This is a genomic window from Arenibacter certesii DSM 19833 (assembly GCF_000429545.1).
Lineage (GTDB): Bacteria > Bacteroidota > Bacteroidia > Flavobacteriales > Flavobacteriaceae > Arenibacter > Arenibacter certesii.
This window is the reverse complement of the sequence record NZ_AUCB01000021.1, coordinates 67,867-89,499: the sequence shown is the minus strand read 5'-3', so window position 1 is coordinate 89,499 and position 21,633 is coordinate 67,867. Positions and strand designations below refer to the sequence as shown.

General features: G+C 36.8%; 22 protein-coding genes. 8 read left to right on the top strand and 14 right to left on the bottom strand.

Annotation, left to right across the window (positions count from 1 at the left end; all coding sequences use genetic code 11):
- Window positions 1-91: 91 nt before the first annotated feature.
- From G466_RS0112200 to G466_RS0112155, 8 genes are all read right to left on the bottom strand, one after another.
- Window positions 92-1,030, bottom strand: coding sequence for a LysR substrate-binding domain-containing protein (locus tag G466_RS0112200; protein ID WP_026813926.1), 939 nt, complete (start codon window positions 1,028-1,030; stop codon window positions 92-94).
- A 231-nt stretch (window positions 1,031-1,261) separates the two neighbouring features.
- The gene (locus tag G466_RS23200; protein ID WP_084418829.1) at window positions 1,262-2,200 is read right to left on the bottom strand and encodes a metallophosphoesterase; all 939 of its coding nucleotides are present in this window, start codon (window positions 2,198-2,200) and stop codon (window positions 1,262-1,264) included.
- A gap of 50 nt (window positions 2,201-2,250) precedes the next feature.
- The gene (locus G466_RS0112185) at window positions 2,251-2,673 is read right to left on the bottom strand and encodes a DoxX family protein (RefSeq protein WP_026813924.1); all 423 of its coding nucleotides are present in this window, start codon (window positions 2,671-2,673) and stop codon (window positions 2,251-2,253) included.
- A gap of 193 nt (window positions 2,674-2,866) precedes the next feature.
- Window positions 2,867-3,634: a hypothetical protein gene (locus tag G466_RS0112180; protein WP_229797206.1), complete on the bottom strand. Its 768-nt coding sequence runs from the start codon at window positions 3,632-3,634 to the stop codon at window positions 2,867-2,869.
- Window positions 3,635-4,015: 381 nt separating this feature from the next.
- Complete coding sequence (locus tag G466_RS0112175; RefSeq protein ID WP_026813922.1) at window positions 4,016-4,345, bottom strand: thioesterase family protein; 330 nt, start codon at window positions 4,343-4,345, stop codon at window positions 4,016-4,018.
- Window positions 4,346-4,813: 468 nt separating this feature from the next.
- Entirely contained in the window at window positions 4,814-5,326 is a 513-nt protein-coding gene (locus tag G466_RS0112165; RefSeq protein ID WP_026813921.1) for a nuclear transport factor 2-like protein, read from the bottom strand.
- Window positions 5,327-5,335: 9 nt separating this feature from the next.
- Complete coding sequence (locus tag G466_RS0112160) at window positions 5,336-6,103, bottom strand: hypothetical protein (RefSeq protein WP_026813920.1); 768 nt, start codon at window positions 6,101-6,103, stop codon at window positions 5,336-5,338.
- Window positions 6,104-6,162: 59 nt separating this feature from the next.
- A complete protein-coding gene (locus G466_RS0112155; RefSeq protein ID WP_026813919.1) occupies window positions 6,163-6,702 on the bottom strand; it encodes an ester cyclase in 540 nt (179 codons plus the stop codon).
- 178 nt (window positions 6,703-6,880) lie between these two features.
- Between G466_RS0112155 and G466_RS0112150 the strand changes: the two genes are divergently transcribed.
- From G466_RS0112150 to G466_RS0112140, 3 genes are all read left to right on the top strand, one after another.
- Complete coding sequence (locus G466_RS0112150) at window positions 6,881-8,836, top strand: tetratricopeptide repeat-containing sensor histidine kinase (protein WP_026813918.1); 1,956 nt, start codon at window positions 6,881-6,883, stop codon at window positions 8,834-8,836.
- Between the two features lie 2 nt (window positions 8,837-8,838).
- Window positions 8,839-9,573 carry a response regulator gene (locus G466_RS0112145; RefSeq protein ID WP_026813917.1) on the top strand — a complete coding sequence of 245 codons (735 nt, stop codon included), beginning with the start codon at window positions 8,839-8,841 and terminating at the stop codon, window positions 9,571-9,573.
- A 211-nt stretch (window positions 9,574-9,784) separates the two neighbouring features.
- Complete coding sequence (locus G466_RS0112140; RefSeq protein ID WP_034235480.1) at window positions 9,785-10,570, top strand: hypothetical protein; 786 nt, start codon at window positions 9,785-9,787, stop codon at window positions 10,568-10,570.
- Window positions 10,571-10,701: 131 nt separating this feature from the next.
- Here the strand turns inward: G466_RS0112140 and rpiA are convergent, their stop codons facing one another.
- From rpiA to G466_RS0112115, 5 genes are all read right to left on the bottom strand, one after another.
- Window positions 10,702-11,433, bottom strand: a complete 732-nt coding sequence (rpiA, locus tag G466_RS0112135) for a ribose-5-phosphate isomerase RpiA (RefSeq protein WP_229797207.1) — start codon at window positions 11,431-11,433, stop codon at window positions 10,702-10,704.
- The gene (locus G466_RS0112130; RefSeq protein ID WP_026813914.1) at window positions 11,421-12,038 is read right to left on the bottom strand and encodes an FMN-binding negative transcriptional regulator; all 618 of its coding nucleotides are present in this window, start codon (window positions 12,036-12,038) and stop codon (window positions 11,421-11,423) included. Before G466_RS0112130 ends, rpiA begins: the two co-directional genes overlap by 13 nt.
- Before the next feature lie 41 nt (window positions 12,039-12,079).
- The gene (locus G466_RS0112125) at window positions 12,080-12,922 is read right to left on the bottom strand and encodes an endonuclease/exonuclease/phosphatase family protein (protein ID WP_026813913.1); all 843 of its coding nucleotides are present in this window, start codon (window positions 12,920-12,922) and stop codon (window positions 12,080-12,082) included.
- A gap of 152 nt (window positions 12,923-13,074) precedes the next feature.
- Window positions 13,075-14,358, bottom strand: coding sequence for a DEAD/DEAH box helicase (locus tag G466_RS0112120; protein ID WP_026813912.1), 1,284 nt, complete (start codon window positions 14,356-14,358; stop codon window positions 13,075-13,077).
- 72 nt (window positions 14,359-14,430) lie between these two features.
- Window positions 14,431-15,987 carry an NAD(P)/FAD-dependent oxidoreductase gene (locus G466_RS0112115; protein ID WP_026813911.1) on the bottom strand — a complete coding sequence of 519 codons (1,557 nt, stop codon included), beginning with the start codon at window positions 15,985-15,987 and terminating at the stop codon, window positions 14,431-14,433.
- A gap of 894 nt (window positions 15,988-16,881) precedes the next feature.
- Between G466_RS0112115 and G466_RS0112105 the strand changes: the two genes are divergently transcribed.
- The 5 genes from G466_RS0112105 to G466_RS0112085 all read left to right on the top strand — a co-directional run bounded on the left by G466_RS0112105 (window position 16,882) and on the right by G466_RS0112085 (window position 20,182).
- Complete coding sequence (locus tag G466_RS0112105; RefSeq protein WP_026813910.1) at window positions 16,882-18,219, top strand: 2TM domain-containing protein; 1,338 nt, start codon at window positions 16,882-16,884, stop codon at window positions 18,217-18,219.
- Between the two features lie 174 nt (window positions 18,220-18,393).
- Window positions 18,394-18,696 (top strand): 2TM domain-containing protein, encoded by a 303-nt coding sequence (locus G466_RS0112100; protein WP_026813909.1) that lies wholly within the window; start codon window positions 18,394-18,396, stop codon window positions 18,694-18,696.
- Between the two features lie 26 nt (window positions 18,697-18,722).
- Window positions 18,723-19,052 (top strand): 2TM domain-containing protein, encoded by a 330-nt coding sequence (locus tag G466_RS0112095; RefSeq protein ID WP_026813908.1) that lies wholly within the window; start codon window positions 18,723-18,725, stop codon window positions 19,050-19,052.
- Window positions 19,052-19,378, top strand: coding sequence for a 2TM domain-containing protein (locus G466_RS0112090; protein ID WP_026813907.1), 327 nt, complete (start codon window positions 19,052-19,054; stop codon window positions 19,376-19,378). Before G466_RS0112095 ends, G466_RS0112090 begins: the two co-directional genes overlap by 1 nt.
- A 48-nt stretch (window positions 19,379-19,426) precedes the next feature.
- Window positions 19,427-20,182, top strand: a complete 756-nt coding sequence (locus tag G466_RS0112085; RefSeq protein ID WP_026813906.1) for a LytR/AlgR family response regulator transcription factor — start codon at window positions 19,427-19,429, stop codon at window positions 20,180-20,182.
- 96 nt (window positions 20,183-20,278) lie between these two features.
- On the opposite strand, the gene G466_RS0112080 is transcribed toward G466_RS0112085, so the two are convergent.
- A complete protein-coding gene (locus G466_RS0112080) occupies window positions 20,279-21,463 on the bottom strand; it encodes an LETM1-related biofilm-associated protein (RefSeq protein ID WP_026813905.1) in 1,185 nt (394 codons plus the stop codon).
- Between the last annotated feature and the right edge of the window lie 170 nt (window positions 21,464-21,633).

The following is a 21,633-nucleotide window of genomic DNA, read 5'->3' as shown; positions in this document are numbered from 1 at the left end:
AATAAACCATAAAAAAAATCCCGGAAACATCGATGTTCCAGGATTCGTTCTGTCCAGTTTTTAGTGAAAATCGGCCTACTCCCGAATATCCCTATTTACTTAAAGGGCTAATAATTTTTACGTCTTGGAATGCAATGGCGCCACGTACCACACTAGAAATTACATCGTATAACGCATTGGTGATTTGGATTTTCAGTTCGCTCTTATGATAAATAAGACTTACCTCCCTGGCAGGGGATGGACTTTGGAAGTTTTTAAGGTTTTGTTTTTTTCGGTCATCCAATTCTAAGGTGTTTAAAAATGGAAGAAGTGTCATTCCTAAGCCTTCATTGGATAGGTTTATAAGCGTCTCAAAACTACCACTCTGTAATTGAAAATGATCATCCTTAAAACTTTTAGAGGCATCACATAAATTAATTATGTTATCCCTAAAACAATGCCCGTCCCGTAATAACAAAATATCATTGATATCCAAATCATCGGGAATCAGTTGGTTAGCATTACCCAACCTGTGTTGAGCTGGTACATAGCCAACAAAAGGCTCATAGTACAAAGGCCGTTCTTTAATAAATTCTATTTCTAAAGGAGTAGCGGCTATGGCCGCGTCCAAATGACCATCTTGTATATTGCGAATTAAATTTTCCGTGCTTTTCTCCTTTATGATCAAATTTACTTTGGGATACTTATTTATAAATGTCTTTAAGAACATGGGAAGAAGGGTGGGCATTACCGTGGGAATTATCCCTAGTGTAAATTCGCCCCCAATAAATCCCTTTTCTTGGTCTACAATATCCTGTATACGATTGGCCTCATTAACAATGTTTTTAGCTTGGGCCACTATCTTCATCCCCACTTCTGTTATGGCGATCGGTTTCTTGCTTCTGTCGAATATTAAAATGTCCAATTCATCCTCTAGTTTTTGAACCTGCATACTTAGAGTAGGTTGGGTCACAAAACTTTTTTCGGCTGCAAGTGTAAAGTTTTGGTACTCTGCGACAGCGAGTACATATTGCAATTGTGTGATAGTCATACAGAATCTTTTTAAAGCAATAAAAATAGGAAAACTATCAATAAAAGCTATTATGATTGGGTTTTACTTATCCGATCTTTAAGGGTGTTTATAAGGTATTCTCATATTAGAAGAATAACCATTACCTAATGAGGATAATATAATTGTAAGGCCACGGGCCGCTTTTTTCACAGGTCTTTGTAATGATAAAACTAACCCTAGGGATTACTACACTTGCTATTTAAATTCCACCTAATCCAAAAATTGACGGTCGAAAAGAAATGGGGTCTTTAAATTAGTATCCACAGTAATCTTAACAGCCTTGATTCCTCCGTCAATTTGCAGGCGTGTAATATTTTTTTCTGGCCAGGGATGGTCCTGAATCCAAAAATGACCATCGCCTTGGACAAAAAGTACCGGCTTAATAAAAGATTTTGAGGCTGACCTAAAACCTTCGGTAAATACCTGAAACTTATCTGGGCCTATTTCAACTATATTGGCATGAGCAAATACAACAGCGGAATTTACTTTATCCTTTTGTTCTTCCATCTGCTTCCTTACCCAATTGGCATTATCCTCCAATCTGGTCTGCCATTCAGTAGGATTATGGACATTGCTTCCAACCAAATTAATACCAACAAACAAGACCTTATCCATTACCCAGCTAAAATTTTCATTACGCTCTGTTTGATAAGATACTGTTGGCTTAAAAGTCCAGTTTTCATTAAACTTTAAAAAATATTTTTTCCAATACTCCAATCCTTGTTCTGGATTCTTACAGTCGTTATACTCGTTATCTCCGAGAACAATAAATGTAGGAGCCTTAAATAATCTAAGAATACTATCTACATCTTTATAGATAGGTTCTTCACAGGGAACAATTCCAGGTTTAATATCGCCTACATGTACAACAAACTCCGATACATCGCTAGCATTGTGTTTATTGATCAGTTGTAGTAGTCCGCTTCGCTGCTCGTCTGAGTAGGGAACGTCACCAATTACTGTGAAAGTAACAGGCTCTGTTTGGGTTACAGGATTATTGACTTCGGGGTCTTTTGGTTCAGAATTGTCCTTCACACAGCCGCCCATTAGTAAAAGGACGGTCAGAGTAGCCATCAATATTTTAATAACGGGTGCTCTAAATTTTAAAAGGCGATTACTACAGAGCATTAAATGATGTTTCTCGTACATAGCTATTTTTTAACTATATTAAACTTAAGCTCTTTTAAAACTATGTCGAGTTATTTCTGCATTTTTAAATAATAGTCTGCTGAGTGTTTTCCCGAGCCATAGATTAAAAAGAACACTAAAAGAACCAAAACGATGGTTGCTAAAATTAGGTTGTTTAAATTCATTTCACCTAGGAAATTTACTAAAATTGCACCAATTATAATAGGCAATTGTACAATTACTACCCATCTAGTCAATAGCCCGATTACCAATAAAAAACCACCTACAAAATGTGCTGGTGCCACATAATGCATTATAATCATGCCGCCAGGCATGTTTTGGAAAGGCTTAATCATCTCAACCATTAGTAAGTGGTTAGACATAAAGTCTACTCCCTTCATAAAAAGAAATACGCCTAAAGCAATGCGTACTAAATCCAACGGGTAATAAGTATGTGCATTGGCCCATTTGTTTAAGGATTTTACTGTAGCCATGATTTTTAGAATTAATTATATACTATAAGATACTTATAATTAAGGAGATATGAGTGAGAAGATAGCTTTTTTTTAGAGGACATTAGAGTGTTTCACATAATAGTAACCAGATAAAGGCAAGTTAATTAAATGATATAATCGAGTTTGTTTTCTCGGGGTATTACCATGAATAGTGTAATACTAATAAATAGGTTTATTGACGTGATATGGCTTTAATCTCACCGTCTAACCCACTAAGATCCTCGCGGTAAATCCACATTTCCGATGAATATTTTCCATGGGTTATATCTTCCCAATCTTTTAGAAATTTTTCAAAGCTCCCAGGTCCATTTACTTCATCAAATTTCTGGGAAAACTTGCTTTCTAATCCCATCCAAGCCAATTTTTCAAAGAACGAAACAAAGGCTAAATCCTGGCCATCGGTCATGCTGGGCATTTCGTTGGTATACATGCTAAATGTTTCTTCTGGAAATTTTTCGACCATGGTGTTATGCACCTTTTTTAACATTTCGATCATCTCTTTGCTCTTCATTCTTTTGATATCATATATAGCTACCAACAAGTTTTTAAGGGTAACGTCTTTTTGGAAATTGGATAATTCTGGGTGAAATCTCCAATAGGTTTGATCACCTTGAGGTAAAACATAGGGCAATACATTTTTATTCCAATCCGTATCGTGTTCCTTTTGAGCGGGTCTTTTATCTATCTCGCTCCAAGGAATAGGTCCCATTACCCAGACATAACTACCCGTGTTTTTTCCGTTGGCGATCCAGTATACCCTGGCGCCAAAAATCCCCGATCCATGATATGTCTTATTGTGGGCGGCCAATCCCGATTCAAATTCTGTAATTTTCGCTGGATTTGGAGTGATCATTCCGTTTTCTAAAACCGCATAACCCTCACCAGAATGGGAGATAGCCATAACAGGAATTAGTAACATCATAAAAAGTACGTTTTTCATCCTCTCGTTTTTTTAAGTTAATATTATAGTATTTCTGTAAGTGCCATTTATCTTGAACTAGACATTTTATTAAGTTTAAAAGGCTACCCATTCCCATCTGAATAGATAATTATGAGGCTTTCTTAGTTGGTTTTAATGATCCAATTTACAGTGGAATTAACGGGATGAAATGGCTTTTTTAGACTTAGTGCATATTTCTCGATAGTCCCCCTCAAAGATTTTTTTAATGTCATTGGACACGGTCATTTCTTTGTTCACAACCCCACAATTTTTTAAAATACTCCCAATATCTTGAGCTTTTTTATCCTTCCAAAAGGCAACCTTGGTATACCCAATTGCGTAAAGCTGATTATCTCGTTCAAATAGTTGGCTGTGGTATCCTCATTTATCGTCCCATCCCTCAAGAACCAATGTGATTCTGAATGTGGACCATCTTTTTAATGGCTTTCTGTAGATGATCTTTTGAGAACCTAATACCGGGAACATTCCTTTTTTAATAGTATTATCGTACAAGTTGGAACGGAACATTTTTTCCAATCGGATAAAATCCATGTAATAGGCATATCTGGAATTCGCCATATATTTCAAACCATCACAATCCAGAAGGCTAACTCTTCGCGTTCTGGTCTGATCAGAAATTAGGCGAACCTTGCTCCAGAATAATTTGGAAAAAACAAAGAGATAGCCAATTTTTAACCAGTAATACAGCATTCCTATCTTCTTTAATTATCAGTGCTATTTTCCAAGTGCATAATGGGTGCTGCTAAATATACCACTTGCTATAGAAAATTAATTTCTTTTACTTTTAAGGCGCAAACAAGTAGAACATTGTTGTTGGTTGCTTTATTGTTGCGCTTCAATTTTTCGTAATCACCCAAGACGGTCATTACTTCACGACTTACCTTATCATTCCAAATAGAGGGGCATAATAAAGGAGGTAGTTTGCATTATAATTATTTCTGTTTTATAAAACCTAACAGTAAGCTATCTAGATTTCCCCCAAAATATTAGACAGATTAATCTGTTAGGTTTATTATTTGAATTACTGAAAAGCTAAAGACAGAATTAGAATATCGAATTAATTCCAGTTCTGGAGTCCTATTATCCATGCTATAGAAATTGCTCGCTATCGGAAAGAACAGAAATACAACATAGCTTCAAATTCAATATTTTGGTAGATTAGATTCCTTTCTCCACTGCAGCCATATTCTTATCTGCCTGCATCTTTTGAACTGCTAACATCACAGCGGAATTATCCCATATCCCTATTTCTCTAACAATTTTACCCTCTTTAAATTGATAGGTTAAATGTATAGGAACCATAACCTCCTGATTACTTTCCTTTATGATACCTTTCCAATCTAGCCAACAATTTACCCAGGTTTCTCCATCATCGGTAACCACCATTTCATATTCCTGATCTTTAAGTAAAAATCCACGAGATTCAAAAATGGTATCATTGGCTTGGTGATAAGCAATTGCTTTTAAAGGCGACATGGATTGCTCCACGGAATTATATCGGGTTTTACTGGTGTCTGCATATAAACTGCTGTCATAAGTCCTCTCATTATAATTTTTCACCAACGTTTTTGCCGTTTCTATCTCCTGTGATTGCTGGGTGTAGCGCTTCTCTTGTTCTTGACAGGAGCTACAAAGAATAATTGCTAAACCTATAAAAATGAACTTTCTCATAGTGTTTATTTATTGTTTTGGGGCATAAGCTAGTTCGGGATGCATACCCCCAGATTCTGTTTTATATTCTTGAACGTATCCAAATAATTCTTGGAAAATTTTCTTTCCTTCTTCTCCCAGCAACATTTCGTTCTCCTTGGATTTTTTTGCATAATCCTCGGCATCAATAGCCGATACCACCGCAAGGTAATAGTCGCCCATAGTTCCAAAACCACTGTGGTAAATTCGATAAAATTCCTTAGACCCTTTCTTGGTATATAAGGCTTTCAACTCTTTTAACTTGCCTTTTAAGTTCTGAATATTGCTAGGAGTTACGTTCAAAAAATGCCATTTACGATAGTTCTGACCCTCCGTGGTAGTGCTAATACTATCGGGCATATACGTAAGTTCTTTATTAAGGTAAATAATGTAGTCCCCGTGTTTTTCATAGCATTCATTAAAGCGTTTAAACATATTCATAAATGCCTCTTCTCCCATTTTCTCTGCCAAGGGAGCCATAACATTCTTATCTAACTCTGCCATGTTTTCTATGGGCGAGATGGTGAAGTAGCGGCCAGTATTAGTAGAGGCTACTTGCCATTTTAAATCTTGAATATTATGTTCTTTACAAGCTTCCATAAAATCCTTGGAAACCATCTCATACTCCTGGATCATTGATGGTTTTACTTGATCTTCATGAATATAAAAAGCTTGGTTTTTCTCTTCCTGAGCTAGTAACATAAAAGGTAATTGCGAAATGAGCAAGGCTAGGATCAATGTTTTTCTTAGTGTTTTCATGATTTTTAAATATTGGTTTATACTATTCAAATTATTGTGGGGAATATGTATAGGTTACTTTAATTTAGATTAGGAGGAGATAAAGAATACCCAAGTTGTTGCAAAAAATCCAACTGATTAAAATATATATCCTCTTGAAATAATTCGCCTTCCATATTAAAATGGAGTTGCGAAAACCCTGTTATATGTACTTTTTTACCTGTTGCAATAACTTCAGCGAACTCTCCTGTATTAGTGCCTGTAAATTCCCATTGGATAAAAGCTCGATTTCCACACACTTCTGTAAAGGTTTTGTCAATGGAATAATTTGGAAATCCTATAGCATAAAGGGTCATTTTTGCGTTTAATTCCGTTTTGTTGGTGGCAATTGGAATTCCATTCATATACCTTATGTAGTTATCCGTAATCCTTCCATCTAATAGGGTATCATTTATGGTGTTTAAATATTGATCCACAAAATTTTTGACCTCCGCTTGTTCTTTAATTCCCATAATCTTCCCATTATCCATTTGGACATCATTATCCAATGATTTTGTTTCGTTCTTACATGAAATAAAAAAAAGGACCACAAGAGCAATTAGAAAAGTTTGCCATTTCATATCGGATTATTAAGCCTCATTATTTCTCTAATTAATGGGTAAAACGTTTCTGAAACAAGTAGATAAGGACGAATTGCACCTGATGGTGTCCGAACGTAGGATTATATTTATCAAGGGTTTAAGGAAAAATATCGTATATTTAAAATCCCGGCTTCTTAAGACCTAAGAATGGTACAGAATGGGAAGACCAAATTATTACACTATATTTTCATTTCTATTGTTCAGCATCGCCTTGTCTGGACAGATTCAAGATTTTGATAAAAATGAACCTTATAAAAGGGTATTTGTAGACACAGACAACTTTGGAGAGTCGTATTTAGAGCTATTAAAATATGCCTATTTAAAGGTGAAGGATAACGATACATTGCAGTTTTCTATGTTAAACGACCTTGCCTATTATTGGCATACTCGAAATTTAACAAAAGCGCTAGAGTTAACACAGGAAGGGCTTAATCTTACCGCCCTTAAAGAAGATGAGCTTTGGTATGGACGCTTTCAGATTACCCAAGGCGCTATTTTATTGCGAATGGAAAAATTGGATAGTGCCCAGATAGTATTGGAAAGTGCTAAGAAAAAGGTCCTAACTAGGGATTTAGCATTTTTAAATACGCAGTTAGGGTATGTCTATGAACGAAGGGGACAATTGGACATCGCGGCGGATTATGCTATGGAATCCCTGAAATTGGGGAATTTGAGCAATGATAGGAAAGCTATTGCATTAGCATATAGTGACCTCAGTAATATTTTCTGGAAACAATCAAAGTATATAAAGGGTTTAGAATATGGGCTTAAGTCTATTGAAATTTTTGAGGAACGGGGTATTAATGATTTGGATTATGATTTTACTCTCTATGTAGTAGGGAATAATTATATGGATTTGAACAAGTTTGATGATGCGCTTAAATATTATGACCATGCCAAATCTATTGGGGAGCGATACGGGTTCTACAATAATTTAAGTGATATTTATATTTCTCTGGTAGAATTGTATTGTCATCAAAACAACTTTGAGGCCGCAGAAAATGCGGGTAACAACGCAATAAAGTATGCTCAGTTGTTAGAGAATACCTTTTTGTTGATGAGGGCCTATCTTTCGGTAGGGAAATCGCAGAATTTACAGGGTAAATATAGTGCTGCTATCCTAAGTCTTCAAAAATCCATTGAAGTAGCTACCGTAAACTTTGGGGACGACTATTATTTGAGTCAGGCTTATGAAACCTTAGGGATGGCCTTTGCGGAGAATCACAATTATATGGAGGCGTATAAGGCATTTTCTGAATACGATAAATTAAAAAAGAAAGTATTTACTGCAGAGGCAGATCAGCGTATAGCCTTATTGCAAACGGAATTTGATGTAGCCCAGAAAGAAAACACCATTCTTTTACAACAGACGAAAATAAAAAAACAAAATACCAACCAGATCTTAACCTCGGTTATCATGGGCTTACTGATTTTTCTTTTGATTTTAGGTTTTGTAGCCATTAGAAATAATCGTAAAAAAAATGTACTACTGCAGGTTCAAAATGAAGAAAAGGAATTTTTAATTAAAGAAATTCATCATAGGGTAAAGAATAATCTGGAAGTAGTCTCTAGTCTTCTATCCCTGCAAACAGCGCAGATTAGCGATGCCAAGATTAAAGATACTATGTGTCAGATTCAGAATCGAATACAGAGTATGAGCATGATTCATCAAAATTTGTATCATGGTAAAAAGCTTACCTCCATTGGAATGAGGACGTATTTTAAGAATTTGGCTAGTTATGTTTTGGATTCTTATGGTGCTAGTAACAGGATAGCGATGGTCTACAAGATGAAAGATATTGAGCTGAATGTAGATATAGCAACCCCAATTGGGTTAATTGTAAATGAATTGATCACCAATTCTTTAAAATATGCCTTTCCAGAGAATGCTGCCGGCACCATTACTATAGAGCTGGTAGAAAATACATTTTTATTGGAACTTAAGGTAACCGATAATGGGGTAGGGTATTCTGTTGAAGACAAGAAAAAGGGTACTGGGTTTGGTACCCAATTGGTTCGGTTGTTAACGCAACAATTGGATGGCAAGATGGTATTGAAAAATAGTGCTGGTACTTCTGTCGCGTTTGAATTTCAGCATCATAAAGCAGCATAATTATGGAAATAAAAACAAGGATTTTAATTGTTGAGGATGATATGATCATCGCTGCCAATATTTCGTTGCAATTATCTAATTTGGGATATGAGGTTACTGGATTGGTAACTAGGGGGGAAGAGGCCATTATCCATGCGAAATCCGATAAACCCGATATTATTTTATTGGATATCAACTTAAAGGGTGATTTAGACGGAATCTCTGCTGCTTCCAAAATACAGGAAAACCATAATATCCCTATTATTTACCTAACCGCAAATTCTGATGAAGCCACTTTTACTAGAGCCAAGGCCACCCATCCGTATGCATTTATTTCCAAACCTTTTAGTAATCTAGATTTACGGCGTACAATAGCTTTAGTGGTAGAGCAAATAAAAGGAAGCTCTGAAGGTGTAGTAGATGGGTTTCAGAACATACAAGTATTGGACGATCGTATTTTTGTTCGACACAATGGGAAAATGATGAAATTATTGTTAGATGATATTTCCTATATTGAAGCTGATAGAAATTATAGTAATCTAGTAACTCCAAATGGCAGCTACCTCATCAGTACTACTTTAAAAGTATTAGAGACAGAACTCAAAAATCACAAGTTTATTAGAGTACATCGCTCATATATGGTAAATATTTCCAAATTGGATATTGTGGGAGAACATCATCTGGAAATAAAACGTAAAGTTATTCCCCTTAGCAAATCGTTTAAACAACACCTCTTAAAACACCTTCATACTATATAAAATAGGAAATAACATGCTTTGATAATTTTACCCGTATCTACGGACAGTAAAAGCCTTCCTTTGTCCTATTTGCTTTTGAAATCTGAAATCTATTGATTAAAATGGGTCGATATATGTTCTCTGGCAACATGATATCCAAATCCTATATGAGCTACGGTTTTGTCGTAGTTTAATTCCCCTAGAACTGAATAAACCTATAATTCCTTTAATTATGAAAAAATTAATGATTTTTATCGTGTTATTGATGGTGAGCAATATAACTATCGCCCAAGAAAAATTATTCTTGTTATTTGAATTCATGCAGGTGGACAATGAGCAGGAAGCAGCCTATAGGGATACGGAAGAATTTTGGGAGAAAATCCATAAAGAGCGTGTTAAGGCCGGGGATATTATTGGTTGGGACCTTTGGTTACTAAGCCCTGGGGGAGAACAGCAGGGATTTCAGTATCTGACCGTTGCACTTTATAGCGATCCCATAAAAATGATGGATGGCAGCAGTTGGGAGCATCTAATGGATAGGGCTAAGGCTGCCTATCCCGATATGACGGAAACCGATCTGGATAAAAAATTAAATCACTCTTCTGAAACTAGGGATCTGGCTGTACGGATTTTTACAGAGGAAATCGCAACTACCAAAGGGGAGTTCGACATGCCAATAGGTACCGTAGCCCAAATAGATATGATGAAGGTGAGTTTAGAAAACTGCAGATCGTATGAAAAGGCGGAAAAGGAAATCTTTCAGCCGATCCATCAGAAGACAGTCGACGCGGGGGGAAAAGCCAATTGGGGGCTAGTTCGTTTTATAAGTCCAATAGGTAGTGATGCATACGCTTCACACATGACGGTAAGCATGTTCAAGGATTATAAGCAGGTCTTGGATGAATATGATAATTGGAATAAGGCAGCGGTAACACCTAACAAAGCAATTGAGGACGGGTTATCCCTAAGAGATTTGAAATATGTTTACATGGCTAATTTGATTCGGAAAGTTCGTTAAGGAATTTCGTGCTTGGACTCAAAAATAAAGTAGACTATGCACTATAGTTTACTTCTGATTCGTAGAATCTTTCTGGTAAATAATGTAGAATAGCCAGAGGGGCTAGATCTTAGTTCAATACTAAACCTTACCTATTTTTTATAAGTACGTATAGATTCTCCTTTGCCAACGATGATAATATCTGCCAAATCCAGAAAAAGCCCAGTTTCAACAATACCTGGGATTTCTTTAAGCCTATTGTTTAGCGATGGGATATTGGTAATATGCTTAATATTGAGGTCTAAAATATAGTTGCCTTCATCCGTGATGAAATTCTGTCCTTCTTTTACTCTCAAGGTTGGTTGTAGTTGCATCTGTGTTAGTGACTGAATTATCTTTTGTGTGGCTAAAGGTATTGTCTCGATGGGGAGTTTAAAGCTTCCTAATCGTTTTACCTGTTTTTGGGAGTCGGCGATAATAATAACTAGGTCCGAATTATAAGCCAGTATCTTTTCGTGCAACAAGGCTCCACCTCCGCCTTTAATCAATTGTAGATAAGGGTCAAATTCATCTGTACCATCTATAGTAAGGTCAATGCGCGCGGCTTCCGCTAATGATATTAGGGGTATATGTAGTTCTAACGCTAGTTTCCGGGTGTGCTCTGAGCTGGGCACACCAATGATATTTAATCCATTTGCCACTTGTCTTCCAAGCTCTTTAATCATCAAATTAGCAGTACTACCTGTACCCAGTCCGACCGTCATTCCCGATCTCACATATTTAACAGCTTCCAAGGCTGCTCGTTTCTTTTCGTGATCTATAGTTGTCATTAATTGGTATTTGAATTTCTTATTTGCGGGATACTCTCTTTCTAGCGCGGACATTTATAATTTTTCATCATTGCGGCAATTTCCTTAGGTCCATTGCTATTCGACTTGTTTAATTCCGTTATTATTCGTTCATGGTCTTCTGGCCGCGTTTGGGATAATTTGTAAGTTGCCTGAATCTCCGTAATTCGGATCTGAAACCCTACTATGCCTTTAATTTGATCCATACTAGCATCAGATAAATTACCTAAGGAAATGGGGTGAGTAGCTACTTTTTCATATTTGTTAACAAGCCTGTGTAGGGATTCTAAGACGGCTTTCTCATTTAATATTTCTATAGTCCCGTAAACATGAACAGCAATGTAGTTCCATGTAGGGACTTCCTCTTCCTTGTACCAAGAAGAGGAGATATAGCTGTGAGGGCCGTTAAAAATAGCCAATACTTCCTCCTGTTGTTTAAAGTAATTCCATTGTGGGTTGGCTTTGGAAATATGGCCAACCAATAAGTCGTTCCCATCCGCATCTACCTCTAACTCTAAAGGTATATGAGTAGCCCATGGTCGCCCAGCGGTTTGGTTTACCAAAATTCCAAAACTATTTTGTATCAGAAATTCTTTAACCTCACCAAGGTTTGGGTTTCTATAAGGCGAAGGGATGTACATAATAAGTTACTTTAGGTATGGAATATATTAAGTTACATACGCTATTTGGAAAGGGTAACCATTACAGGTAAATGGTCAGAGATATGTTTATTATTAGCCATTCTGTCATCAATATGGGTATAGGATAGTACCTCTAAATCCTGTGTAAAAATATAATCAATTCGGTCCGTTAAGAGCCGTTCTTGATCAAATCCGTTAAAGGTGCCAACAGGGCCATAAAAAGGTTTCTTGGAGATAGCCATTCCGTCCTTAAGATACTGCTGTAAAAAACGGATGGCTTCCGTATCTGGAGTTAAATTTAAATCACCCATAAGGACCACCGGTACTTTATTAGTGTTAATCTCATTTATTTTTTTGTAGATAAGTTGAGCCGACTTGGTTCTTGCGAGTACTCCGCGATGGTCAAAGTGGGTGTTAAAGACCCAAAATTGCTTTTTGGTTTCCCGATTCTCAAAAAGGGCGTAGGTGCATATTCGTTCTAATGCGGCATCCCAACCCACGGAAACTTTTTCAGGGGTTTCTGAAAGCCAAAAAGTATTGGTTTTTAAAACCCTGAATTTATCTGTATTATATAAGATGGCGGTGTACTCTCCTTTTTCCTTGCCATCGTCCCTGCCAACGCCCACATAAGAAAATCCTGAGAGTGCTTCATTTAAATAGATTACCTGACGATGTAAGCCCTCTTGGATCCCAATGATATCAGCGTTGTAGTGTTGTAGTAGCTTTACCATGGTCTCCTTTCGATCATTCCAATTATTAACCGTGTCGCCGGTATTGTCGTACTTAATATTATAACTGATTAAGTTGGTAGTTTGTGAGGCTAGGTTGATTGGAATTATCAACAATGAGAAAACTAGTAGAACAGTCGAAAATGTATTTTTCATCACGCAGAATTTTAAATTTGGATTAAAGCGATTTAATTGATCAATAAAGATCTTCATTTTTTCAATGACCAACTAAAAATTACACCTTATTCGTTAAAAAAACCGGCATAATTTCTTACCCGGCTTTTCTAATTTATGTATAATAGGATATGTTAATCCCTTTTTGGTCTGTTACTGCTGCTACTACTTCTGCTTCGATTGCCACTTCTTCCTCCTCGAGGATTAGAATGCCCAGTCCTTTGTCGCTGTCTATTGTTATGATGCTTCTTTTCTGGCTGTAAGGGTACATCTTCAATGCCATCATCTATAAAGGGATGGTCCGTGATAACAGGTACTTGTTGGTTAATCAATTTCTGAATGTCCTTTAGATAAGGCCTTTCTTCCGCATCGCAAAAGGAAAGAGCTATTCCGCTAGCACTCGCTCTTCCTGTTCTGCCAATACGGTGAACATAAGTTTCAGGTACATTCGGAAGGTCGTAGTTAATAACCAATGAGAGTTCCTCAACGTCTATACCTCTTGCTGCGATATCCGTAGCAACAAGTACTTTTAGGTCTCCATTCTTAAAATCGCCCAAAGCTTTCTGTCGTGCATTTTGGGATTTGTTTCCGTGAATAGCATCTGCCTTAATATCGGCTTTAGCCAATTGCTTTACAATTTTATTGGCTCCGTGCTTGGTTCTCGAAAAAACCAATGCAGAATCGTTGGGATCTTTTTCCAACAAATGGACCAACAAATTTGGTTTGTTTTTTTTAGAAACAAAATATAAGGCTTGTTCTACCTTTTCTGCTGTGGCTTGCTGAGGTTTAATGGTGACTTGTTCAAAGTCGCCCAATAATTTACGGGACAATTCAACGATTGCTTTTGGCATTGTGGCCGAAAAGAAAAGCGATTGACGATTATAGGGTAGTTTGGCAATTATCTTTTTTATATCATGAATAAAGCCCATGTCCAGCATCTGGTCAGCTTCATCCAATACTGCATATTTGATATCGCGCAGGGATATAAATCCTTGGTTCATTAAGTCCAATAGTCTTCCTGGGGTAGCAATAAGTACATCTACTCCTTTCTTTAAGGCATCAGTTTGTCTGCCTTGTTTAATACCGCCAAAAATAACCGTACTTCTAATATCGGTAAATCTAGCGTAAGAGGTAAAATTCTCGCCTATTTGTATTGCTAATTCCCTAGTTGGGGTCACTACCAAAGTTCTAATTTTTCGCTGATGCTGACTAGCATCCCGATCTGTAACCAATTGTTGAATAATTGGAATTGAAAAGGCGGCGGTCTTACCGGTTCCTGTTTGTGCGCAACCTAGTAGGTCTTTACCGTTTAATAATATTGGAATGGATTGTTCTTGTATTGGGGTGGGTTTTGTATAGCCTTCCGCCGCAAGGGCTTTAAGTATAGGTTCTATAATACCTAAGTCTTTAAATGTCATATAATATGTAAAATAAGTTGCAAAGGTACGGGAATTGTTTGGATAACGGGTTTTTTATTTCTATAGGCACCTTTACAGACCCACTATGGCGGCCTCAGCACAACGTTCCCCATCCATCGCTGCCGACACTATTCCGCCTGCATAGCCTCCACCTTCACCACAAGGAAACAGACCTTGTACCTCAGGATGTTCCAAGTTTTCCTTTCTCGGAATGTTTACTGGTGCAGAGGTTCTACTTTCTACACCTACTATATTAGCTTCAGCGGTATAATACCCCTTCATTTTCTCTCCAAAAGCCATAAAGCCAGATCGCAATCTGCTGCCAATCAATTTTGGCAAAAGAGAGTGTAGGGGAGCAGAGGTTAAGCCTGGTTGATATGAAGTGGGATTAAGGTCATTAGATAACTTTCCTTCTACAAAGTCCGTTAAACGTTGCGCAGGTGCGGTTTGCCTACGGCCTCCGGAAGTAAACGCCAATCGCTCCAGATTCTTTTGATACTCCAATCCCTTTAATGGACCAAAGCGATCATATTTATGAAGGTCTACATCAACATCTATTTCCACGACTATACCAGAGTTGGCATATAAATTATTTCTTTTAGAGGGCGACATTCCATTTACTACGACTTCTCCTGGTGCTGTTGCCGCCGGAACAATAAATCCGCCTGGGCACATACAAAAGGAATAAACACCCCTGTCTTTCACCTGCTCCACCAAACTATAGGAAGCTGCGGGTAGTAATTGATTCCGCTCACCAGAGCAGTTGTATTGAATACTATCTATAATATGTTGTGGGTGTTCTACCCTTACGCCCATAGCAAAGGATTTGGCCTTTAGGGCTATTTTTTTTTCGTTCAGAAGGTAATATATATCCCGGGCAGAATGTCCTGTTGCTAAAATAACACGCTCTACTGCCATTTCGGTCCCGTCTTTTAACTGCAAGCCAATTATTTTATGGTTTTTAATTATAAAGTCGGTTACACGGGCATCAAAGTGAACTTCCCCACCATATTTAATTATGGTTTCTCTAATGTTCTCTACTAATTTGGGTAGCTTATTAGTGCCAATATGCGGATGGGCATCTATAAGGATCTGTTCGGTAGCGCCATGGTAAACCAGATTTTCGAATATGCGACGTACGTCCCCACGTTTAAGGCTTCTAGTATATAACTTCCCATCAGAATAAGTGCCAGCTCCCCCTGCCCCAAAGCAGTAATTGGAGTCTTCATTGACTATATGATCCTGATTGATGGCTTTTAAATCGCGCCTGCGTTCTTTAACATTTTTGCCTCTTTCCAAAACAATTGGCTTATATCCTAGCTCTATACAACGCAATGCTGCATACATTCCCGCAGGACCAAAGCCAATGATATGAACCTTTTTTGCTTTGGAAACATCCTTGTAATCAAAATTGTAGTTTGATGTTTCGGGAGCGGTTTGGTTGATGTAAACATCAACCTTGTAATTAAAATATATGGTGGACTTTCTCGCATCCAAAGATTTGCGAATTACCTTCACAGTTGTGATGTCCTCTATGGAAACCCCTAGATATTTGGCCGCTTTCTTCTTAAGGATATCTTCTACAGACTCTTCCAATAAGGTAGTCCTTAGTTGAATGTTTCTAATCATACCCCAAAATTAATTTAATTAATGTGAATATATATATATTAAAACATTGACTTTTTCTTAAATAAGACACGGAGCTCTATGGTCCTATACCCCCTATTTTATTATTCTTTTATTTGATCATCCAATATGTAAGGGAACACGCTGTTAATTGACGGAAAATTTTATCTTTTGTTACGTTTTTTCTTATATGCTGGTTCATAATACGTTAAATTAATTATTTTCATTTGAGTTATTTTATTTTGCAATAAAGCATAAAAATGGAAATTTAACACGTAATTTTATACTTCATAAGTAAGACAAGAAAATAAATTTTTGAATTGAATTTGTTTTTTGACTTTTAAAAGAGGACGTAGGGGTGCGTCCTCTTTTTTTATATTTATACTTCTCATTACATCTAAATCATCTCATCCAAACCATCAGAATTGTCTTCATCTCTTGCCGTTTTCCTATTTGTATTTTATAAATAAGGTTGCTGTAGGGTATGCTAACGAACTCTTCTTCAATTCATCCGTTATAATTTACAACTGGGTCTAACTTAATTTAATCGGATTTAAATTAGGATAACCTTTGTGTCATCATCTATAAATAGTGCGGTCATGTAAAAAATCACACTAGTTAACATCGACATGCTTTTAAACAGGTAGGGATAAATGAAGTGTGTAGAAAACCGAAGATAAATGATGGTCATCAAAGGGAAGAAAATGAGTACAAGAAAATGTGAAATTGGAGATTGGTCTCTTATGGCGGATCCACTGGGCCCTGTGCTAATTTTGAACAAGCAGCTTTTACTCCCTCCTTGGAACTTTTCACTAACTTTAAACCAGAGCATTCTTTCCATCCCATGAATCAGCGCATACGGAGGGGGTCAATTTTTAAGTAAAACCATAAGCGAAAATGAATCGATTCTTAAAACATATTGGGAATGCCATATTAATTGGAACCCTAGTTTATTTTGTTTTTCTGGCCATCTTCTTTTTTATGGGCAGATTTGAAGAGGGATTTAATTATGATCGCGCATTGCAAGAATATTATAGAAATATGGTTTTCTCGCTGATCCTCTATATGGTAAATGCGTACTGGATACAATATCTTATCGTTAAGCATAAAAAGAACATCCTAGCTAAAAGACCATTGATAATCGCGATAGCTGGGAATATTGTGCTGTCCATGTTGGGAATATTTATGTCTAGGTTCATCCTAAAGGTGGGAATGGATAAAATGGCTTTTAACGACTTTTTAAGTGGGGAAAGGGTTGGGTATTATAAAGTCTCCATGCTCATAGCGTTGTTTATATCCATTTTGTTTTATGTGGTCTGGTTCTTTAAGTACCGACAAGAAAATAGGGTAAAAGAACAAAAGATCATTGCGGGAACGGCATCAGCCAAATTTGATGCGTTAAAGAATCAGTTGGATCCGCATTTCTTGTTTAACAGTTTAAACGTGCTTACCAGTTTAATAGAAGAAGATCCTGTGCAGGCCCAAAAATTCACTACTTCCCTTTCGAAGGTATATCGTTATGTCTTAGAGCAGAAAAATAAAGATCTTGTAACAGTGGATGAGGAATTAACCTTTGCGAAAACTTATATTAAATTGTTGAGAATGAGGTTCGAAGATAGTATTGTCTTGGATATCCCAGCACAAAGTTGCAATCCAGAAGCAAAAATAGTTCCATTATCGTTGCAGCTTTTATTAGAAAACGCGGTAAAACACAATGTGGTTACCGCTGAAAGACCACTTAGGATTAGGGTGTATGAGGAAGAGGGAATGCTTTGTGTGAGCAATAATTATCAGGCAAAACGGGTGGTTAAGAAAAGTAGTGGGGTAGGACTTAAAAATATCCAGCAACGGTATCAAATTCTATCTAAAAGAGTAGTGCAGATTGAGAAAACCACTTCAGAATTTACCGTAAAGTTACCTTTATTGACCGCAATATTGAACAATGTTGAAACGCAAGAGCTAATTATAGCGGAAAAACGATATAAAAAAGCAAAAGAACGGGTGGAGGCCTTAAAGAGTTTCTACGGCAATTTAGGAGCTTATATTGTAGTAACACCTTTTCTGATTATACTGAATTATAATACTACAACCTTCCCTTGGGCAATCTTTCCTGCGCTGGGATGGGGATTTGGGGTTATTATGCACGGGTTGGATGCTTATGGTCGCACACCTGTGCTAGGTAAGGGATGGGAAGAGCGCACTATGCGGAAACTTATGGAGGATGATGACTTTTAACATGGCGTTACTATTCGGGTAAATAGAAATTGCGAGCAAAACAAATAGGGGTTTTCCGTAATTCTAGACAAACAACGGCACTTACAATTCAGAATACCTTCTCTACAATTGAGACGTAATTATTTAGATAAATTAGGTGTTCTAGCGAAATTTGATTAAAAGTAAATAATGCCCATGGAAAATTCAGAGAAGGAGAATAAGTACTTTAGAGCTAAGGCAAGAGTAGCAGAGATTAAGAAGTTTTATAACAGTTTGTTTTCCTCGCTATTCACTATTGCTCTTGTAGCTGGTATAAACTATTATCTTAATGAATGGCGTTATCCCTGGTTTTTATGGGTCGTCCTAGGTTTGGGAATCAGCGTAGTATTTAAGGGGTTTAAGGTTTTTGGGTATAATACCCTATTTGGAAAAGATTGGGAACAGCGCAAGATCAGGGAGTTTTTAGAGCAAGAAGATAAAAAGGAGCGCTGGAAATAATTCCTAGACGTATAAAGGATTAGGAGATGGAGAATTTTGACGATAATAAAAGGAAAAGAGCTAAAAGGAGAATAGAAGAGTTAAAGGGCTTTTATGTTCATTTGGTCATATTCATAGTGATAAATCTATCCATCTCTATTAATAAGATACTAAGAAACATTAGAGAAGGGGAAACCTTATGGGAAGCATTTTGGGACTTTGGGACATTTGCAGTTTGGATATTTTGGGGTGTTGGATTGGTTTTTCATGCCTCTAAAACATGTAACTACAACCCTTTTTTTACGAAAAAATGGGAAGAGCGACAGGTAAAGAAGTTTATGGAGGAAGATAGAAAGGAATCGGAAAAATATAGGTGATGAAACAGATAGGGAAGGAAGGATTGAAATTGGAAAGGGCCAAAAAGCATGTGGCAGCGGTTAAGGGGTTTTATAATCACCTTTTTGTATACTTGTTTGTTAACCTAGGACTAATTTTGTTGTATACTGGCTATAGGTTTATAAATACCGGATACTACGAAGTCTTGGAAGTGGGATTTAAGAATTGGATAGATTGGAATAGCTTATTCACACCTTTATTTTGGGGGATAGGGCTATTCTTTCATGGGCTTAGCGTATACGGGAGCAAACCTCGATTTTTAAGGAAATGGGAAGAAAGGCAAATTAAAAAATATAGGGAAGAGTAGGGGGGTGGTTCTATACTAAAGCTACCAATAATCTGTTTAATCTAACCAATGAACGTAATTATAATAGAGGACGAAAAACCAGCGGCAAGAAGACTGGGGCGCTTATTGGCCCATTTGGAAGTTACTGTAACTACTATGCTCCATTCTGTAGAAGAAGCTATTTTATGGTTCCAGGAAAACAAACATCCTGACCTTATTTTTTTGGATATCCAACTTTCGGATGGACTCTCTTTTGAGATTTTTGATGCGGTGGGAATAAAAAGTTCTGTGATTTTTACCACGGCTTTTGACGAGTATGCCTTGCAGGCATTTAAGCTGAACAGTATAGATTATTTACTGAAACTAATAGATGAAGAAGAGCTAGAAACAGCAGTTAAAAAGTATCGGTCTTTTGGACCTAAAAAACAGAAAATTTCTATGGATTTTGAGGACGTTAAAAAGCTGCTTTTAGACCCATTGGAAAGAGACTATAAAAAGCGGTTTACAGTGAACGTTGGACAGCACTTGAAAATTATTAATGCAGAAGTGATAGAATGTTTTTACAGCGAAAACAAAGGTACTTATGCAGCCACCACGGACGGCAGGAATTACTTGTTGGACGTCACGCTTGATAACCTGGAAAAGGATCTTGAGCCGGAAATCTTCTTTAGGGTAAGTAGAAAATTCTATATCAATATAAATCATATCAAAGACATTGTTTCTTATACAAATTCTAGGCTGCAGATTAAGCTAAATAGGTATAATGAGCAAGAAATTATTGTTAGCAGAGAACGCGTAAAATACTTTAAGCTTTGGTTGGAGTAGGTTTGTGTAATATATTGGTTAGTAGTTCGATAGTTTATTTAAAAAGGTGTTATAGATTTTCCTTATACCGTTGTTTATTTGCAGTTTAAGTGAAAGTTAATCCACCCTATTTTCATCAAATGCAGAGGGTAGCAATTTAGGGATTAATTTTATAAATATAGGTAATAAAACGGCTCCTCCGGGAAGAATAAATATGGCTAAGGAAGGAATGCTTTTAAAAATATCCAGCAACTGATCTTGTACTTTTTTCTTTTCTTCGGCAGTTAAATCTTTTACGGTAGACTTGGATAAAAGGGTGACCAATTCCTTACTTTCAGTTATTTCTTTTTGCAATCTTTTACTATTTCTTAGGATTAATTTATCTACAATTTTAGCCATACTTTCATAGAATTGAACAGCCATGTTTTGATCCTTTAAATGCGGTATTTTTGTAGTGTTCATTTCAAAGAATCCAGTTACCTCAAATAGTGAATTTGCGATGTGCGTTTTGCTGAACTCCATGTCTTTTCCGAGCTCAAAAATAAACTTCGATTCGGTGTAGGCTAGCGATTGATCTTCCCAAACGGTTAAGCAGGCAACATCTAAAAAGTACTGCTTTTCACAAGTTGTGAATTGATCTAATAATTCATTCCTATAAGCGCTGTCGATATGACTTTCTTTGCTATTTATAAAGGTTAAGGAAGAGGCAAAAAGTTGGGCCAGCTTTTCGTCATTTCTACTTTTTTGCTTGGAATTTAAAGTTTGGTAGGTAATATTGATGGTGATATGTTCTAGACGTTGGGCAATTTTCCTTTTGTTCTTTTCCCCTTCCAGATGACGCTTAAAAGTGAGTACATCTATAAATAACAGCGAATTGGTAATAATGCTATTAAAGGTCTTACTTATTAAATTATCCTCTAAATAGACTCTAGAATTGATGAGGGACTCTAACTTGGAGGAAGTCTTTCTGCCCATCAATAATTTGTTTATAAAGGAGATTTTGGCAATATCCAAGCCTTGATAGAATTTAAGGAGTCTTTTTACGAAGGACTCAAAATCAGAATTACCAGTGGTAAACTTATAAGTGTAGTATAAGCCTGCCAATAGATTGATCTTTGCCATCTCATCCTCGGACAAAGAATGTTCAATAGTTATAAAGTCGGGTACATTTAAGTTGATACCATATACAAAACCTGTTTTTTTTAGTTGATTGTACATAGTTGTAAAAGAGGTGCAATACTGATTGTCATTCTTAACGAGATATCCAAACTTATCTATCCAACCAGAGGCCGATGGGTTCATATCATCAACTATTTAGAGCGTAAAATTACGTTAAAATTAAGACAATGAATATATAGGGTATCACTTTGGAGAAATTAGCTATAATGTCAAGTTGTATTAAAGGGAAGTGTTTTAAAGAAGCGTACTGCACCTGCAGTCATAGGGGGTAGGAGCCTGGGATTGCATTTAAG

Excerpts from the sequence above, each read along its gene's own strand:
- G466_RS0112200 (WP_026813926.1), bottom strand. The coding sequence starts at position 1,030 with ATGACTATCACACAATTGCAATATGTACTCGCTGTCGCAGAGTACCAA.
- G466_RS23200 (WP_084418829.1), bottom strand. The coding sequence starts at position 2,200 with ATGTACGAGAAACATCATTTAATGCTCTGTAGTAATCGCCTTTTAAAA.
- G466_RS0112185 (WP_026813924.1), bottom strand. The coding sequence starts at position 2,673 with ATGGCTACAGTAAAATCCTTAAACAAATGGGCCAATGCACATACTTAT.
- G466_RS0112180 (WP_229797206.1), bottom strand. The coding sequence starts at position 3,634 with ATGAAAAACGTACTTTTTATGATGTTACTAATTCCTGTTATGGCTATC.
- G466_RS0112175 (WP_026813922.1), bottom strand. The coding sequence starts at position 4,345 with ATGCTGTATTACTGGTTAAAAATTGGCTATCTCTTTGTTTTTTCCAAA.
- G466_RS0112165 (WP_026813921.1), bottom strand. The coding sequence starts at position 5,326 with ATGAGAAAGTTCATTTTTATAGGTTTAGCAATTATTCTTTGTAGCTCC.
- G466_RS0112160 (WP_026813920.1), bottom strand. The coding sequence starts at position 6,103 with ATGAAAACACTAAGAAAAACATTGATCCTAGCCTTGCTCATTTCGCAA.
- G466_RS0112155 (WP_026813919.1), bottom strand. The coding sequence starts at position 6,702 with ATGAAATGGCAAACTTTTCTAATTGCTCTTGTGGTCCTTTTTTTTATT.
- G466_RS0112150 (WP_026813918.1), top strand. The coding sequence starts at position 6,881 with ATGGGAAGACCAAATTATTACACTATATTTTCATTTCTATTGTTCAGC.
- G466_RS0112145 (WP_026813917.1), top strand. The coding sequence starts at position 8,839 with ATGGAAATAAAAACAAGGATTTTAATTGTTGAGGATGATATGATCATC.
- G466_RS0112140 (WP_034235480.1), top strand. The coding sequence starts at position 9,785 with ATGAAAAAATTAATGATTTTTATCGTGTTATTGATGGTGAGCAATATA.
- rpiA (WP_229797207.1), bottom strand. The coding sequence starts at position 11,433 with ATGTCCGCGCTAGAAAGAGAGTATCCCGCAAATAAGAAATTCAAATAC.
- G466_RS0112130 (WP_026813914.1), bottom strand. The coding sequence starts at position 12,038 with ATGTACATCCCTTCGCCTTATAGAAACCCAAACCTTGGTGAGGTTAAA.
- G466_RS0112125 (WP_026813913.1), bottom strand. The coding sequence starts at position 12,922 with ATGAAAAATACATTTTCGACTGTTCTACTAGTTTTCTCATTGTTGATA.
- G466_RS0112120 (WP_026813912.1), bottom strand. The coding sequence starts at position 14,358 with ATGACATTTAAAGACTTAGGTATTATAGAACCTATACTTAAAGCCCTT.
- G466_RS0112115 (WP_026813911.1), bottom strand. The coding sequence starts at position 15,987 with ATGATTAGAAACATTCAACTAAGGACTACCTTATTGGAAGAGTCTGTA.
- G466_RS0112105 (WP_026813910.1), top strand. The coding sequence starts at position 16,882 with ATGAATCGATTCTTAAAACATATTGGGAATGCCATATTAATTGGAACC.
- G466_RS0112100 (WP_026813909.1), top strand. The coding sequence starts at position 18,394 with ATGGAAAATTCAGAGAAGGAGAATAAGTACTTTAGAGCTAAGGCAAGA.
- G466_RS0112095 (WP_026813908.1), top strand. The coding sequence starts at position 18,723 with ATGGAGAATTTTGACGATAATAAAAGGAAAAGAGCTAAAAGGAGAATA.
- G466_RS0112090 (WP_026813907.1), top strand. The coding sequence starts at position 19,052 with ATGAAACAGATAGGGAAGGAAGGATTGAAATTGGAAAGGGCCAAAAAG.
- G466_RS0112085 (WP_026813906.1), top strand. The coding sequence starts at position 19,427 with ATGAACGTAATTATAATAGAGGACGAAAAACCAGCGGCAAGAAGACTG.
- G466_RS0112080 (WP_026813905.1), bottom strand. The coding sequence starts at position 21,463 with ATGAACCCATCGGCCTCTGGTTGGATAGATAAGTTTGGATATCTCGTT.